The sequence below is a fragment of the Veillonella sp. T14073-2 genome, assembly GCF_002959875.1.
GTDB classification, from domain to species: Bacteria; Bacillota; Negativicutes; order Veillonellales; family Veillonellaceae; genus Veillonella; species Veillonella infantium.
In genome coordinates, this window is record NZ_PPDC01000006.1 from 656,125 (window position 1) to 671,518 (window position 15,394).

Annotated in this window: 13 protein-coding genes, 1 tRNA gene and 1 other RNA gene; all 15 read right to left on the reverse strand. The window is 39.6% G+C overall.

Annotated elements, in window-relative coordinates; genetic code table 11:
- Nucleotides 1–16: 16 nt before the first annotated feature.
- A complete protein-coding gene (locus tag VCHSUH04_RS06640) occupies nucleotides 17–595 on the reverse strand; it encodes a HyaD/HybD family hydrogenase maturation endopeptidase (protein WP_024066802.1) in 579 nt (192 codons plus the stop codon).
- Entirely contained in the window at nucleotides 588–1,397 is an 810-nt protein-coding gene (cybH, locus tag VCHSUH04_RS06645) for a Ni/Fe-hydrogenase, b-type cytochrome subunit (RefSeq protein WP_105085868.1), read from the reverse strand. Before cybH ends, VCHSUH04_RS06640 begins: the two co-directional genes overlap by 8 nt.
- A 14-nt stretch (nucleotides 1,398–1,411) precedes the next feature.
- The gene (locus VCHSUH04_RS06650) at nucleotides 1,412–3,313 is read right to left on the reverse strand and encodes a nickel-dependent hydrogenase large subunit (protein ID WP_105085869.1); all 1,902 of its coding nucleotides are present in this window, start codon (nucleotides 3,311–3,313) and stop codon (nucleotides 1,412–1,414) included.
- A complete protein-coding gene (locus VCHSUH04_RS06655) occupies nucleotides 3,313–4,452 on the reverse strand; it encodes a hydrogenase small subunit (protein ID WP_105085870.1) in 1,140 nt (379 codons plus the stop codon). Before VCHSUH04_RS06655 ends, VCHSUH04_RS06650 begins: the two co-directional genes overlap by 1 nt.
- Before the next feature lie 273 nt (nucleotides 4,453–4,725).
- The gene (locus tag VCHSUH04_RS06660; protein WP_105085871.1) at nucleotides 4,726–5,055 is read right to left on the reverse strand and encodes a co-chaperone YbbN; all 330 of its coding nucleotides are present in this window, start codon (nucleotides 5,053–5,055) and stop codon (nucleotides 4,726–4,728) included.
- Between the two features lie 57 nt (nucleotides 5,056–5,112).
- Nucleotides 5,113–5,463: RNase P RNA component class A (gene rnpB, locus VCHSUH04_RS06665), an RNA gene on the reverse strand.
- A 50-nt stretch (nucleotides 5,464–5,513) separates the two neighbouring features.
- Nucleotides 5,514–6,617 carry a Nif3-like dinuclear metal center hexameric protein gene (locus tag VCHSUH04_RS06670; protein ID WP_105085872.1) on the reverse strand — a complete coding sequence of 368 codons (1,104 nt, stop codon included), beginning with the start codon at nucleotides 6,615–6,617 and terminating at the stop codon, nucleotides 5,514–5,516.
- Between the two features lie 15 nt (nucleotides 6,618–6,632).
- Complete coding sequence (locus tag VCHSUH04_RS06675; protein WP_105085873.1) at nucleotides 6,633–7,364, reverse strand: class I SAM-dependent methyltransferase; 732 nt, start codon at nucleotides 7,362–7,364, stop codon at nucleotides 6,633–6,635.
- A 71-nt stretch (nucleotides 7,365–7,435) separates the two neighbouring features.
- A tRNA-Ile gene (locus VCHSUH04_RS06680) sits at nucleotides 7,436–7,510 on the reverse strand.
- Nucleotides 7,511–7,690: 180 nt separating this feature from the next.
- Nucleotides 7,691–8,854 (reverse strand): RNA polymerase sigma factor RpoD, encoded by a 1,164-nt coding sequence (gene rpoD / locus VCHSUH04_RS06685; protein WP_105085874.1) that lies wholly within the window; start codon nucleotides 8,852–8,854, stop codon nucleotides 7,691–7,693.
- 23 nt (nucleotides 8,855–8,877) lie between these two features.
- The gene (gene dnaG, locus VCHSUH04_RS06690) at nucleotides 8,878–10,650 is read right to left on the reverse strand and encodes a DNA primase (protein ID WP_105085875.1); all 1,773 of its coding nucleotides are present in this window, start codon (nucleotides 10,648–10,650) and stop codon (nucleotides 8,878–8,880) included.
- 251 nt (nucleotides 10,651–10,901) lie between these two features.
- Entirely contained in the window at nucleotides 10,902–12,407 is a 1,506-nt protein-coding gene (gene rny / locus VCHSUH04_RS06695; protein WP_005386089.1) for a ribonuclease Y, read from the reverse strand.
- 213 nt (nucleotides 12,408–12,620) lie between these two features.
- A complete protein-coding gene (locus tag VCHSUH04_RS06700) occupies nucleotides 12,621–13,064 on the reverse strand; it encodes a regulatory protein RecX (protein ID WP_105085876.1) in 444 nt (147 codons plus the stop codon).
- 2 nt (nucleotides 13,065–13,066) lie between these two features.
- Nucleotides 13,067–14,107 carry a recombinase RecA gene (recA, locus tag VCHSUH04_RS06705; RefSeq protein ID WP_105085877.1) on the reverse strand — a complete coding sequence of 347 codons (1,041 nt, stop codon included), beginning with the start codon at nucleotides 14,105–14,107 and terminating at the stop codon, nucleotides 13,067–13,069.
- A gap of 4 nt (nucleotides 14,108–14,111) precedes the next feature.
- Nucleotides 14,112–15,359 (reverse strand): competence/damage-inducible protein A, encoded by a 1,248-nt coding sequence (locus VCHSUH04_RS06710; protein WP_105085878.1) that lies wholly within the window; start codon nucleotides 15,357–15,359, stop codon nucleotides 14,112–14,114.
- Between the last annotated feature and the right edge of the window lie 35 nt (nucleotides 15,360–15,394).

Genomic DNA, 15,394 nt, shown 5'->3' on the forward strand with positions numbered 1-15,394 from the left:
CTATAAACGCATTATTTTAAGTATTAAGCTCTGCAGTTACGCCCCATTCTTGTAGAACATGTAATACACGCTCTTTTACCTCTGGTAATGCTCGTTGTACAGGCGCACTAGGTTCAAAGCCAATTTCTAGTGATTCTGGTTCTACGCCAATAACCACTGCATCCTCTAATGGATCCTCTTGAATAGCACGAATACGTAAAATATCTTGCATCCCTACTTCATGTACAGAAATATGCTCTGTAAAATATTGTTCTAATTCCTTATGAGGAAACTCATATATAGTTCCTGGTGCTTCTCCACCATTGATAGCATCTACAAGAAGAATTTTCTTCATACCACGCATATACGTAAGTAGCTCCATCCCCATTGTGCCACCATCAATAATGGAAATGGCTGGTGTAAATGTGAAAGATTCTTTCAACTCTTTCACTACATGAACACCTAATCCCTCATCCGTAAGCAATATATTCCCTACGCCAAGTAGAACAATTTCATTATTCCCATCATCATAAAGGCTATTTAAATCAATACGCGGACCCTCAGAGTCCGCGTATTGTTCCAAGCCGCTGATGATATCAGTACTTGTATTAGTCATTATCTTGTAATTCTCTTTCTCTAGGATCATTAGGGTCACTTGGACGATATGTTGTACCAGATGGTTTATCAATACGTTCACCACGACGGCGTTTACCGTTTAGATCTTCAATATCGATTGGATCATGAGCATAATACTTCATACCGGAAACCATAGCAGATACTTCGCCAGATTCCTCCATAACGTCTTCTCGGAATGCCATGTACACATGGACAATAGTAAAGAACAAGAAGCCCCAAGCAATATAGTGATGGATAATATGAACTTTATATTCCCCACCAAATAATGTAACTACTGGTGCAAATAAAGTTCCTAAAATACCATTAGGGTTAACCATAGAAAACATTGCAAACCCCGTTAAGATTTCAAAGAAAAACATTACATACACCATCATGTATGCTGTTCTTGCTAAAGAATTGCGAAGCCAATGATGTTCATGTTTTTGTGGAATCATCAAATAGTGCAATGTAGTTTCTTTAAGACCATACCAATACCGTTTTTGGCGGAATTTAGGTAATAATCTATCTCCTCGATTCCAAAGCGCACCTGCAAATCGGAAAATAAAGGAGAATGTTAAGATAACCCCTGCAATGAAATGGATACGACGCATAGTTTCCATAGAGAACCAGCCATCAATAGCAAAAGTTGGCTCTGGATTACCTGTAATAGCAGCAAACCCTGGATCACCAATATATAAACCAGTCCAGAATAAAGCCGTTACACTAAGCACCATAGTCCAGTGGAATATGCGTAGCCATAAACTAAATACGACATACGCCTTTTTGTCAGTATGTATTAACATAAGTCCACCACCCTTTATTTACACAATGCATCTGTATTGACGGAAACAATTTTTTCGCCTTTTTTATTGTATAAATGGGTTGCACAGGCAAGACATGGGTCGAAGGAGTGAATTACCTTCAAAATTTCAAGTGGTTTATCCACAATTTTTACATGTGTATCAATCATAGCATCTTCGTATGCGCCATGTTCATTTGCTGCAGTCTTAGGACATGCGTTCCATGTAGATGGGACGATACATTGGTAATTTGCAGAGCGACCATCTTTAATATGGATCCAGTGACCCAAGCCACCTCGAGGCGCATCTACAAGACCAACACCTTTTGCGTCTTTATCCCATGTTTTTGGCTCAAATTTAGTCATATCCGCTACTGTAGTATCACCATTTTTAATGTTTTCTACAAGTTTATCGAAGTAATATTGGCTGATGTTAGACGCAACTTGTGCATCAAGACCACGACAAGCTGTACGACCAACCATAGTTGTCATCCATACATGAGCAGGTACCCCAAGTACTTGAGATACTGTATCGATTTGACGAACAATCATAGACTCAGCCCAAGTCGGATCTTTAATAATACCTTGTTTAACTTTTGTATATACAACGATATATTTAGCTAATGGACCAACTTCTGCAGTTTTACCTTTGAAAGTCGGGGATTTAATCCAAGAATATTTTTTATCTTCATCAAGGAATTCCCATTTTTCTTTTGTACCAGATTTAGGACCTGTAAACTTAGGATCTGTTACACCTTCAAGTGGATGAAGTGTGGTAGTACCATTTGGATATTCAAACCAAGAATGGTCAACTTCTTCACTGAGGTATTGTGGATCCATGAAATCTTTACCTTCTAGTGGAATAAATGTAGCCTTATCTACACCCAAAGCAAAGTTTTCTACTACACCATTGGATCGAACAATACATTTTTTATGGTAATCACCATTAGAAATACCAGTATACGTATCATCTGGATAATCACCATAAGACATAACACGTTTCTTTGCAAGGCCGCCACCATCGACTATACCTTTTTCAACATAGATTTTTCCAATAGCAAGTAAATCAGGCAAGTAGAAATTACTTACCAAATCTTTGGCTAATGCAATAGATTCTTCTACCGCAGCAAGACGTGCTGTATTGATAGGCGCATTCATATCATTCATAGAAATGGAACATGGCATACCACCTACAACATAATGCGGGTGAGGGTTTTTACCACCAAATACAACGTGAGGAATTACGATATCACGTTGACGATCAAGAATATTCAAGTAATGGGATATGGCCATTAAATGAACCTCTGGTGGCAACAAATTGTAATCAGGATGATCCCACCACTGAGCGGCGAAAATACCTAATTGACCGGACTCTACAATTTTCTTAACCTTTTGTTGTACAGCTGCGAAATATGCAGTAGTCGCTTTAGGGAACTCTTTAGGATATGCAGAGTCTTTAGATGCCGTTTCAGCTGGTGCCAAGCCACCTACATTATAGGTTGTTAAAATTTCATTTTGTAATTGAGCTGTCTTCGCAGGATCTGCACTCAATGCTGCTATAGGACTAACCCAATCAAGAGCATGTAAGTGATAGAAATGTACAATATGGTCATGTACATCTAAACAGCTATGCATGATATTACGAATATAGTTTGCATTTTTAGGAATAGTAATACCAAGTGCATCCTCCACAGCACGTAATGCTGCCAAAGCATGTGTTGTAGTACATACGCCACAAATACGTTGTACAAATGCCCAAAGGTCACGAGGATCGCGATCTTTAGCAACAAGTTCGATACCGCGCCAAGCAGTACCAGAAGACAATGCGTCCTCTACTTTACCACTCGCTTCATCAACTTTTATTTCTACCCGTAAATGACCTTCAATACGGGAAATCGGATCTACTACTACGCGTTTCATTAGTGACCTCCTCCATTATTATGCTTCGTTTCATCCCATAAGCCTTGTTCTTTTAAGCGTTTTTCTTCTTTCATATCAAGAATTTTATTACGCGTAAGAGTTGCAGCACCATGAACGATAACCGCTGCAGTGGCACCAACAGCAGCTACTGTACCGATTGTATCAGCAGTTGTGATGGTATTAGCCAATGGGATATCTGGTAAACGTTTGTAGAATACATCATTATCCCAAAAGCCCTTTTCAGAGCAACCAATACAGCCATGACCGGATTGAATTGGGTAGGATAAACCATTCCACCAACGTAAGTTACCACAAGAATTATATGTTTGAGGTCCACGACAACCTACCTTGTACAAGCACCAACCAGATTTGGATGCATCATCATCAAATTTTTCAACGAAGAGACCAGAATCAAAGAAGGCACGACGATAGCATGTGTCATGAATACGATTGCCATAAAATTGTTTAGGGCGGCCCTGAGAATCAAGAGGTGGAATTTGACCGAATAAAGCATAATGCATTACTACACCAGTCATAACCTCTGGAATTGGAGGACAGCCGGGAACCTTGATGATAGGTTTACCAGATACAACAGAGGATACAGATACTGTATTTGTTGGATTTGGCTTAGCCGCTTGAATACCGCCCCAAGACGCACAGGAACCATATTCAATAATTGCAGCAGCACCTTTAGCCGCTTCTAACAAGGATTGTTTAAAAGTACGTCCGCCAACAGTACAGTAAATGCCATCTTCATCAAGTGGCACGCCACCTTCAACAGCTAAAATATATTTGCCTGCTTTTTCTTTGATAATTTTTTCTAAATGTTCCTCTAATGGTGCACCAGACGCTGCCGACAAAGTATCATCATATTCAAGAGAAATCATATTTAAAATAACATCAGAAGTAAATGGAGAGGATGAACGGATGAAAGACTCACTACAACCAGTACATTCATGACCATGTAGCCAAATTACCGTAGGCAATTCAGTTGTCTCAGCAGCCTTAACAACGGTGTCTAACATCGTTGGTGGTAGACCTAAAATAGCGGTAAGTGCTACACAGGACTTCATAAATGTGCGTCGACTCAAACGGCGCTCTTGGAAGAGTGTCCATAGACTGTTTACACGATTCTTCACGGAATATAGCCTCCTTACAACAACTTTGCGCAATATATGTATATTACTTAATAAACTACAACAATATGATATAAATCATTTTTATAAGCTTAATTTATCATACGATAAAGTTCAAATATCATGATACAATCACATTCTTACTATTTTATTATAGCACTTTATAAAACTAATAACTATAGAATTTATGCAAAAAAAGCTGTATATAAGAGGTAATTTCTCTTATATACAGCTCTGTATGCTATGTTTTGTAAATTTTTAACAGTTATTAGACTGTTATATGATTTCCTTAATTAGGGCCTCAAGCACGTCAGCTTTTTTGTAACCTACAAGGGAATCAAGCATTTTGCCATCACGGAAGAATACCATGGATGGAATACCATCGATATCTTCTTTCAATAAAATACCACGAAGATTTTTATCTTCCGCATCAACACTAAAGAACTCTACTTGTCCTTTAAAACGTTCTGCTACGGCTTCTACCTCCGGACGCATAACAGTACATGGTTCGCACCAAGCAGCCCAGAAATCAACAATAGCCAAGCCTTTAGAGCCAAGTACTTTTTCATCAAATTCTTGTACACTAGTAATTGCTGTAATTGCCATGAAGTTCTCCTAACAAAGATCTACAATCTTATATATTATAAATTATATCCCGCATATAGAAGCAAGCAATCAATAAGCCGAGTTCTGTTCCGCTTGCGCGGTGACGATTATCTTTCTAGGCGTACAGTCGCCTGCACGCTCGAGCGACACAACCCGGAAGGTAGGCGGGACCACCCTTAGCCCTTCCCTATTCGGTCTTGCTCCGGATGGGGTTTACCGAGCCAGCCTGTTACCAGACTGCTGGTGAGCTCTTACCTCACCTTTCCACCCTTACCACTGACGTGGCGGTTTCCTTTTCTATGGCACTTTCCCTAAGGTCACCCTCGCCAGACGTTATCTGGCATCCTGCCCTATGGAGCTCGGACTTTCCTCGAGTCCTACGGACTCGCAACCGTCTTTCATACTTGCTTCAATTCAGTTTATCATAGCTAAGCTATTTGTTGCAAGAAAATACAACATTATAAGAAAAAGAAATCATTTTGTTCTGTGAAAGCTTGAACAGGAATAGAAAGACCTGTTCCAATCAAATAGTCTCGCAAACCATCAGCTACAATGGATTCCGTACCAAAATGCCCCGCATCGACCACGAGCAAACCAAGTTCTTTAGCTAATTGTGCATCATGATATTTCACATCACCAGTAATATATGCATCCACATGCAAGCGAGCAGCATCCTTAATAAATTCAGCACCAGCTCCGGAGCATAATGCAATGGATTGAATCTCCTTAGGTGCAATACCTGCAAAGCGAATATTTGCCAACGGTAATGCTTCTTGTACCCATTCACGGAAGGTATCTATATTTAATGCATTTGGTAATCTACCAATACGACCTAAATATTGAGTCGCCCCTTTCGGCTCAACTAAGGATAGTACCTCATAAGCAACCTCTTCATAAGGATGTGCTGCTTTCATAGATTCAATCACTTGGCTTAAATGAATACCATCTACAATTGCATTCACTTGTACCTCAGGTGCTACCGTCAAAGTACCTGCTTCACCGATGACGGGATGAGACGCTTCATTGCCAATGAAGCGTCCTTCTCCGTGAAGACTAAAGCTACAGTACTCATAGTTACCGATTTTTCCTGCCCCTGCGGTCCCCATAGCATGACGAACCGCATCAGCAGCGCTTTCAGGTACAAAGGTAATCACCTTATATAGCGCGTCTTCCCCGGTTTTAACAAAACCTTTTATATCTATAAGACCTAATTGATTTGCCAACATATCATTAAGACCGCCTGGTGCAATATCGAGGTTTGTATGAGCACTATAAACGGCAATCTTATGTTGAATCAACTGATTAATCATACGACCTTGCGCCGTATCGCAAGATAGCTGTTTTAAACCTTTAAAGATTAATGGGTGGTGGCTGACAATCAAATTACAGTTATGCTCAATAGCATAGGCTATAGCTTCCTCAGTTACATCTAAGGTCATTAATACGCCTGTAACTACTGCATTGCGATTGCCTACCATAAGACCTACATTATCCCATGATTCAGCATAGGAACGAGGTGCTAATTGTTCCATTAACGAAATAACATGTTGAACTGTTGTCATATATCTCACTTCTTTCTATCTATTTTCTAAAAGACTACGAAGAAACGCTACTTCATCATCTAGTTCCTTATATTTATCTGTATGGCTCAATTGCTCAGTCATACCGTCTAGTGCACATTGCCGTTGATATATTAAGTACTCAATATATTTCGACCAAAGTGATGGTCGTTCCTGTTCTAAAAGAGCACCTACAGACCATAATAATGAATCCTCTGGTAATGATTGATAAACATCTACGTATTCAGTCATACCCGTATACGCTTCTACTCGATCATTACGCACTGCTAAGAATGCAGTGTATAGCTTTCCTGTATCTTCAACGATGATTTCAAGGACGATAACATAGCCCTTTTGTACCATATATTGACGTAATTCTTTTTGTCCATTCTGTGGTTGTAATACGTAGAACTCTAAAGGCTCTGGACCAGCGTCTACAATATCGCGCATGAGGTATCCACCCATACCACAGCAAATGGCACCATTTAATTCGCCCTTCTCTGTTACCTTTAGACCATCCCCTAATCGACAATCTACTTTAGAAGTTAATCCATAAGATTGAACATATTCTTTTGCAGATTCTAAAGGTCCTTTATGCACATCGCCAGCAATAACAAATTCAGCACGATTACGGTTGATAAGTTCTACTGCTAAATATCCATGATCAGTACCAATATCAGCAATAGCATGAGCCTTTGGCACGATTGAAAACACCGCTTCCAAGCGCTCCATCATAGGTCTAGGTTCCATAATATCCTCTACTATTAGTATATAAAAATAACCGCCCTTGAATTCTCAAGGACGGTAGATATCAGCATAATTGGTGGGCCCACCTGGGATCGAACCAGGGACCGACCGGTTATGAGCCGGTTGCTCTACCCCTGAGCTATAGGCCCACAGTTAGTTTCTAGCTTATTAATTATACCGAATAGGCTAGTACTAAGTCAAGGCACACCGTATTTCTATGACTGTTTCATAAGCATAAAACGATGAATCATACTCCTTATTATAACACAAAAGGGCTGTAACACAGTGCTAGAGAACACTGCATTACAACCCTTACGAGTTTCTTTATCTTATAAGAAGTCTTTAATTTTATCGCGTTTACCGCGGTTACGCAATTTAGTAAGCGCCTTACCTTCGATTTGACGAATGCGTTCACGAGTTACATTGAAATGTTGACCTACTTCTTCCAATGTACGAGGTTTACCGTCCTTCAAACCAAAGCGCAAGATCAATACTTGTTGCTCACGATCAGTTAAGCATGTAAATACATCTTCAATTTGTTCTTGTAATAAGATGTAGCTAGCTGCATCGTCCGGAGCAATAGCATCTTGGTCCTCAATAAAGTCTCCCAAGTGAGAGTCTTCCTCTTCACCAATTGGAGTCTCCAATGATACTGGCTCTTGTGCAATTTTTTGAATTTCACGCACGCGCTCTACCGTAATGCCCATACCTTCTGCAATTTCTTCTGGTAATGGTTCACGACCTTTATCTTGCAATAATTGTCGGGAAATACGAATCAATTTATTGATTGTTTCTACCATATGTACAGGAATACGAATCGTACGAGCTTGGTCCGCAATAGCACGAGTAATAGCTTGACGAATCCACCATGTAGCATATGTGGAGAATTTATAACCCTTTGTATAATCGAACTTATCTACAGCCTTAATAAGGCCCAAGTTACCTTCTTGAATCAAATCCAAGAATAACATGCCGCGACCTACATAACGTTTTGCAATACTTACAACTAGACGCAAGTTCGCATCTACCAATTTTTTCTTAGCCTTTTTGGCAAGTTGAATATCTTTATATGTAGCATCTTCTGCTGCGCCAGCCTCAATTTGTTTTGCTAAAACGATTTCTTCATCTGCAGAAAGCAATGGGACACGACCAATTTCCTTGAGGTACATACGCACAGGATCATCAATGTTAACACCAGAGTCTACACTTAAATCAATGGAGATATTCTTTTCATTAGAAGTATCTTCTTCATCCTCTTCTTCTGGTTCTATTGGATTAGCGTCCGTATCCTCACTGTCGATATCAGCCACTACTTCAATATTTAATTTACCAAATGTAGTATAAATATCATCTAATTGTTCCGCAGTAAGATCAGTCTGCTCATGAAGAGCATCTGAAATCTCTGATTGTGTCAACACGCCAGTTTTTCGGCCTTTTTCAAGAAGTTGTTCTACAATCTCCTCTATTTGACTTTTTTGTACTTTCTTAGCCACAGCGCTCTCCTTCTTACATCATATTACTTAGACCATTCTCTAATTAAGTTCTGTATTTCCTGACACTTATGTAATTCGCTAATAAATGTCGAATCTCCTGCCCGTTTTAATTGATCCGCCATAATTGAATGCGCTTTATATTGTTCACGCAATGAATGGATCCTTATCTTGCGGATTAATCCAGGCACTTGCCCCTTATATTCATCGTTACTCATAACAACTAATCTAGAGTAAATATCATACTCCGATGGGGATAAAACAGACTGAATGGCAGTATCATCTAGACGACCTTCTTGTTTAAATAAGGTGAATATCTTTTCTATTATACCTCGATATTCAATTTTTTCAAAGTCTTCTAATGGCAAATAGCTCATCATATGTTGTAACACTTCACCATCTGTAAAGGCTAAGGACAATAATTTTTCTGCATCACCTTTAGGTAAATCCTGTGTTGGTAACGGTGCAGACGCAGTATCAACCAATTCAATTTGTCCTTTTTTTACATAGTCTCGGAAATATCTAAAAATACTACTATTATCAAGCCATAGTGGTAATGCCAATGTCTTTAGAGCATCATCCCGTTGTGTTTGACTATCTATATTAGCAATATATGGGAATACATCAGCCATAACAGCTTGCTTCCCTTCAGTATCATTTGTGTCGTGTTTAATTAAGGACTCGCTTAATAAATAATCAAGTGGCTTAACCGCTTTAGCCACCAAATCTTTAAATGCTTGTCCTCCATGATTACGTACATAATCATCAGGGTCTTTGCCATCTGGCATAGCCAGAACACGTACCTTGAAGTCCGTATTTTGTAATAATTCTATAGCCCTAGCTGCTGCCTGACGACCTGCTCCATCCATATCATAGGCCAGCACAATTTCATCAGCCTGCCTCATTAAAATATGACCATGATCTCGTGTATAAGCCGTCCCCAAGGATGCTACTACATTTGTAACACCGTGGTTATGAGCAGATATAACGTCCATATACCCTTCCACAAGGATAGCCTGTCGCTCTTGACGAATAGATTTATAAGCCTTATCAAAGGCAAATAATAGTTTTCCTTTTTCAAAGATGGCTGATTCTGGTGAGTTTAAATATTTTGGCGTACTGTCATCCATAACACGACCACCAAAGGCAACTACACGCCCTTTACCATCCATAATAGGAAACATAATTCGGTTTCTAAAGAAATCGTAAAACTGCCCCTTTTGGTTTTTACGAACCAGATTCAACTCCAAGAGAATAGAATCATCAACACCACGTTCGTGAAAGGCGCGATACAACTTATCCCACCCATCTGGAGCAAAACCTAGTTTAAATTTTTCAATCGTATCTTTTGTAAGGCCCCGTTTTTTTAAGTAATCAAGGCCCACCTTACCCATCGATGTTTGAGTAAGGCAGTTATAGAAAAATGTAGCCGCTAATTCTGAAGCTTCATATAGTTTTTTTCGTCGTTCATCTCGAGCTCGTTGTTCTGGTGACAGTTTTGCCTCTGGCAAAGGAATATTAGCACGATTAGCAAGCCGCTCTAGAACCTCTACAAAGCTTAAATGCTCTAGTTCCATGAGGAATTTAATGACATTCCCCGATGCATGACAGCCAAAACAATAATAAAAGCCCTTTTCAGGGGCAACACTAAAGGACGGCGTCTTTTCATTATGAAATGGACAACAACCCCAATAGTTCTTGCCCCGTTTCTTTAAGGCTACATGCTCGGATATTACAGATACAATATCATTTGCATCTTTGATTTGCTCAATCAATTCATTTTCAAAATATCTGCTCATAGCCAACGCCTCCTTCCCTTATATATATTAATTCGATATACAAATAAAAAATCCTCTATTTGTAAAGTAATTTAATCAATTATCGAATCAATCAGTTTAATAACTGATACGAATCATAGGAATCCTTATCTATTAAAGATTAATACATAAGGATTCCTATACTCCGTATCTTTAAATGATATGCAAATGAAGTTTGATAATAATAGGCTGCAATGAGATCATTGCAGCCTATACTTATCGCTTATAGCATATTATTTTGCGTAATCCACAACGCGAGTTTCACGAATAATTACGACCTTAATTTGGCCTGGATATTCGAGTTCAGACTCGATGCGTTTTACGATATTCCGAACAAGTAATGTAGACTCAGCTTCATCAATCTTATCCGGTTTTACTACAACGCGAATCTCACGACCTGCTTGAATAGCAAAGCATTTTTCAACGCCTTCGAAGGATTCAGCGATTTCTTCCAATTTAGATAAACGTTTTAAGTAGTTTTCTAATGTTTCTCGACGTGCTCCTGGACGAGCCGCAGAGATAGCATCAGCAGCTGCTACTAATACAGCTTCTACAGATTGGAACTCTTCATCACCATGATGAGCGCCTATGCAGTTAATTACTGCTGCGCTTTCACGATATTTACGAGCCACATCAACACCGATTTGAACATGAGAACCTTCAAGTTCACGGTCTAATGCTTTACCAATATCATGGATCAACCCACCTCGTTTAGCCAATGTTACATCACAGCCTAGTTCAGCTGCCATCAAACCTGCTAAATGAGATACTTCAATAGAATGTTTCAAAACGTTTTGACCGTAACTAGTACGATATTTCAAACGACCTAAAATTTTAACAATTTCAGGATGTAAGCCATGAACATCAGCTTCAAATGTTGCTTGTTCACCAGCTTCTTTAATAGTTTGGTCAACCTCTTTACGAGCTTTACCAACCATTTCTTCAATACGAGCTGGATGGATACGACCATCTACAATCAATTTTTCTAAAGCAATACGAGCCACTTCACGACGAATTGGATCGAAGCCAGAAAGAATAACTGCTTCTGGTGTGTCATCGATAATCAAGTCAATACCTGTTAATGTTTCGAGTGCACGAATATTACGGCCCTCACGACCAATAATGCGGCCTTTCATTTCATCATTAGGCAATGCCACTACGGATACGGTAGTCTCCGCCACATGGTCAGCTGCGCAACGTTGGATTGCAGAGGAGATAATTTCTTTTGCTTTTTTCTCCGCATCATCCTTAGCTTGCTGCTCCATTTCCTTAACCATAATTGCCGTTTCATGACGAATTTCTTGTTCTACATTTGTTAACAAGATATTCTTAGCTTCTTCAAATGTCATGCCAGAAATACGTTCTAACTCTGCCATTTGTTTTTCATACAAAGCTTCAATTTTTTCACGGCTTTGGGCTAAGTCAGCTTCTTTGCGATGTAAAGCTTCCTCTTTGTGTTCAATATTGTCTAATTTTTTATCCAAAGATTCTTCTTTTTGAAGAATACGACGTTCCATACGTTGAAGTTCAGAACGGCGATCTTTATTTTCTCGTTCTACATCAGAACGGAGCTTATGAATTTCTTCTTTCGCTTCTAATAAAGCTTCTTTCTTTTTAGACTCAGCTGTGCGCTCACCATTTGCGATGATGCGTGCAGCCTCTTGTTCAGCTTGATTCAGTTTTCCTTCAGCAATATTTTTTCGTAAAAAATAGCCTACCCCTAGTCCAATCAGTACCATTACCACTGCAATTAGACTATACTCTAAAATCAGTCTCACCTCCTCTTAAATTCTCAAAATTGAGCTTTCATGCTCCTTTTATGCCCTTCATGCATTAAATTATCATTTAGCCATATCATCATATAAATAAATAAGGCTATTATTAATTTTAGACTTGAAAGCCCTTTCTGTCAAGATTTTACAAGCCTGGTAAGGCCTCAGAAAAAGTACTATCTATTCATAAAAATCATTGCACACAACTTGGATAGTACTCGTTGAAAACCCTCTATATTTGAGAAAATTAAAGACTTTTACACGAGGAGTGCAGTCCTCATTGAGAATGGAACCAAATTTTTTCTCCACTACACGATAAGCAGCTTTCACTTCATCATAATCAGAGATTTTCGGAGGCACCGTAAGACCTCTAAGTTTCATCTTTTGCTTAATCATATAAGCGCCGTATTTTTGTTCTTTCATCAAATAGTCTAATACTTGTTCAGACAGGCGCTCATCATTGATATAATCATAGTCTCTAAGACGTTCGAGGACCCGCTCAATGATTGGGTCCTCGATTTGTTTACGTCTCATTTTTTGTGTCAGTTCATAGGAACTAAGAAATCGTTGAGCTAGGAAGCGATACGCTTGATCCATAGCAGCTTGCATCGTTTCTTCACTCATGATTATACTTCTTCAGCTACTTCTTCACCGATTACATCGATTTCTTCTGTACCAACCGCTAATGTATCGCGAATAATACGATCAATCTCATCAGCGATTTGTGGATTGTCGAGTAAGTATTGTTTTGCCGCCTCTTTACCTTGGCCCATACGTTCCCCATTGTAGGAATACCATGCACCAGATTTATTGATGATTTCCATATTTGTACCGATATCGATAAGCGTACCAGCTTTAGAAATACCTTCACCATACATCAAGTCAAATTCTGCTGTTTTGAATGGAGGTGCTACTTTGTTTTTAACTACTTTAACTTTAGTGCGAGCACCAACGTTTTCATTGTTAGCTTTAATAAGTTCACCCTTACGAACATCAAGGCGTACAGAAGAATAGAATTTCAATGCACGACCACCTGTTGTAGTTTCAGGATTACCAAACATAACGCCTACTTTTTCACGCAATTGGTTGATAAAAATAACAACAGTTTTAGACTTGCTGATAATACCAGTTAATTTACGCAATGCTTTACTCATCAAACGAGCTTGTAGGCCTACGTGAGCATCACCCATTTCGCCTTCGATTTCAGCTTTAGGAACTAAAGCGGCAACGGAGTCAACTACGACGATATCTACAGCGCCACTGCGAACAAGAGCTTCCGTAATTTCAAGAGCTTGCTCACCATTATCTGGTTGAGAAATCAATAAGTTATTAATATCTACGCCCAAGTTACGAGCATATACTGGATCCATCGCATGTTCCGCATCAATAAAAGCCGCAATGCCACCTTGTTTTTGTGCTTCTGCTACAGCGTGAAGTGCTACTGTTGTTTTACCAGAAGATTCTGGGCCGTAGATTTCAATAACACGACCACGAGGGAAACCACCTACGCCAACAGCGATATCGATAGCAAGAGAACCGGAGGAGATAACCTCTACGTTCATGCGATCAGCCGCTTCACCAAGACGCATAATAGCGCCTTTACCAAAGTCTTTTTCAATTTGTTTTAACGCGTTATCCAACGCTGCTTGTCTGCCATCTACAGCCATTATTTTATTTCCCCTTTTCTGTTATATAAGTATACACATAGTAAAGTGCTAATTCTGCTGCACTTTGTCTAATATCTTCACGATTACCAATTAAATTAGCCTTGTGAGCTACTGTCCCATGAGGTCCAGTTACACCGAACCACACAAGACCAACTGGCTTTTCAGGGCTTCCGCCGCCAGGTCCTGCTATGCCCGTCGTAGACACAGCATAGGTCGTTTGTCCTACAGTTCGAGCTCCTTCTGCCATAGCCTTAGCAACTTGCTCACTAACAGCCCCATACGTATCTAGCATATCTTGAGGTACACCTAACACACGATGTTTTACGTCATTGCTATAGGAGATAACACCACCCATGTAGTACTCGCTACTGCCACTCACATTAGTTAGTAATTTACCAACCAAACCGGAAGTACAGGATTCAGCAGTACTAATAGTGCTATGTTCTTCAAGCAATACATGTCCAAGTGTTTCCTCCATAGAAACAGTCAAGTCACGGCCTACACGAGAGCCTAATCGTTCTCGAATGATAGCATCCCAAGGATTGAGAAGCTTTTGTGCCACCTCTAAAGTATCTGCCTTAGCAGTAATACGAACCTCTATGTACCCCTTCTTAATGAGTAACGCAATGGTTGGATTCGATTGGTTCTTAATGAGATCCATTAAGGTATTTTCTAAATCAATTTCACGAATATCATATACACCATAGCGATAAGAGGTAACAACACCTTGCGAACCAAATCGATTCATTAAATAAGGCACTACACTATCGTGGAACATACCCTTCATCTCACCAGGAGGCCCTGGCAATAGTATGTATGTAGTATCGCCATCTTCCACTACAACACCAGGTGCCACGCCTACCGGATTATGTAATACGTTTGCGCCTTCAGGCAACTCAGCTTCTCGACGACTTGCATCGGGCACGGTACGTTTTACACGGTCAAAGAATTTTTTAACCTCATCCATAGCCTCTTGATTAAATACAATAGGTCGTCCAATAGAATCGGCTAATACATTTCGTGTAATATCTCCTTGCGTTGGTCCTAATCCGCCAGTACTAATAACGATGTCCGCTCTAGTGCTAGCTAATTGAAAGACCTCTGCCATGCGTTTAGGATTATCCCCCACTACAGATTGATGAGCAATAGTATAGCCTAATTTATTTAATTCTTGTGCTAGCCAAGATACATTTGTATTCACTGTATCGCCTAGCAATAACTCTGAACCTGTAGAAATAAGTTCTACAATCATCAGATCACCTCCACAATCGAAAGAATCGAGCTGTG